The organism is Bradyrhizobium sp. 23 (assembly GCF_023073295.1).
GTDB lineage: Bacteria > Pseudomonadota > Alphaproteobacteria > Rhizobiales > Xanthobacteraceae > Bradyrhizobium > Bradyrhizobium canariense_D.
Genome location: NZ_JADPJF010000151.1, coordinates 649,845 through 651,575 on the forward strand (window position 1 = coordinate 649,845; position 1,731 = coordinate 651,575).

Annotated in this window: 2 protein-coding genes; both read left to right on the plus strand. The window is 62.5% G+C overall.

The annotated features are described in order from the left end of the window. Nucleotides 1–278 (plus strand): invasion associated locus B family protein (locus IVB32_RS40190; protein WP_247413115.1); only part of this gene is annotated, 278 nt, incomplete at its 5' end. 169 nt (nt 279–447) lie between these two features. Continuing rightward, nucleotides 448–1,650 (plus strand): 23S rRNA (adenine(2503)-C(2))-methyltransferase RlmN, encoded by a 1,203-nt coding sequence (gene rlmN, locus IVB32_RS40195; protein ID WP_018459766.1) that lies wholly within the window; start codon nt 448–450, stop codon nt 1,648–1,650. The last annotated feature ends 81 nt before the right edge of the window (nt 1,651–1,731 follow it).

The window sequence follows — 1,731 nt, forward strand, 5'->3', positions numbered from 1 at the left end:
TCAACAACGAAGTCTCGGTCATGATCGGCTATGCGCTGAAGCCGGGCTCTGAATCCTCGGTCGAGGTGGGCGGCGCCGCTTTCGCCATGTACTCGCAGGGCGACGGTCTCTGGATCAAGAACGCGGCCGAGGAAGAGCGGATGGTCGAGGCCATGCGCAAATCCGCCGATCTCGTGGTCAAGGGCATGTCGTCCAAGGGGACCGAGACCACCGACACCTTTTCGCTGAAGGGCCTTGCCCAGGCGCTCGACAAGATCGCGCAGGATTGCAGGCGTTAAGCCTGCGGTCGATAAGGTCGCAATCGGCCGTTCCGGTTGCTATATAGGGCGCGTTCCAGATTTTCTCCCGTCATTCCGGGGCGATGCGTAGCATCGAACTCGGAATCTCGAGGTTCCGGGTTTAGTCCTTTGGACCATCCCAGAACGACCACCTAAATCAGGCCATTCCATGCAACCGACGACCGAGCCGCACAACGCAACACTGGTGGAGAAGACTCCGCTCGAGACCTATGTGCCGCCGGCGAGGCCCTCGCTGATCGGCCTGTCGCGCACCGAGCTTGCCGATCGCCTCGGCGAGATCGGCGTTGCACCGGCGCAGCGCAAGATGCGCGTGCAGCAGCTGTGGCACTGGATGTATTTCCGTGGCGCCCAGAATTTCGAAGAGATGACGTCGGTCTCGAAGGGCATTCGTGCCGAGCTCGCGCAACATTTCACCGTCGACCGGCCCGAAGTCGTGGCCGAGCAGATCTCCAACGACGGCACCCGCAAATGGCTGCTGCGGCTGCCGAGCGGCGACAATGTCGAGCGGGCGCATGAAGTCGAGTGCGTCTACATCCCCGAAACCGATCGCGGCACGTTGTGTGTGTCCTCCCAGGTCGGCTGCACGCTGAACTGCTCGTTCTGCCACACCGGCACGCAGCGCCTGGTGCGCAATCTCACCGCCGGGGAGATCGTCGGACAGGTGATGGTGGCGCGCGATCGTCTGAATGATTGGGCCGATCGCGAAGACGGTACGCGCCGCGTCACCAACATCGTGATGATGGGCATGGGCGAGCCGCTCTACAATTTCGACGCGGTGCGCGACGCGCTGCTGATCGTCGGCGACAACGAAGGCATCGGCATCTCCCGCCGCCGCATCACGCTGTCGACCTCGGGTGTGGTCCCGAATATCGTGCGCGCGGGCGAGGAGATTGGAGTGATGCTCGCGATCTCGCTGCATGCGGTGCGCGACGAGCTGCGTAACGAGCTGGTGCCGCTCAACCGCAAATATCCGATCAAGGAATTGCTGCAGGCCTGCCGCGACTATCCCGGCGCCTCGAACGCGCGCCGCATCACCTTCGAATATGTGATGCTCAAGGGCGTCAACGATTCGCTCGACGATGCCAAGCTGCTGGTGAAGATGCTCAAGGGCATTCACGCCAAGATCAATCTGATCCCGTTCAACCCCTGGCCCGGCACCGCCTATGAGTGCTCGGACTGGGACCAGATCGAAAAATTCTCCGAATACGTCTTCAACGCCGGCTATTCCTCGCCGGTGCGCACTCCGCGCGGCCGCGACATCCTCGCCGCCTGCGGCCAGCTCAAGTCGGAGACGGAAAAGCTCTCGGCCCGTGAACGCCAGACGCTGCGGGCCATGGCGATGACGGATTGATATTGATGATGGCGACGCTCTCAACGCCCGTCATGGCCGGGCTTGACCCGGCCATCCACGTCGAGCCACGAGAGAGCAAGT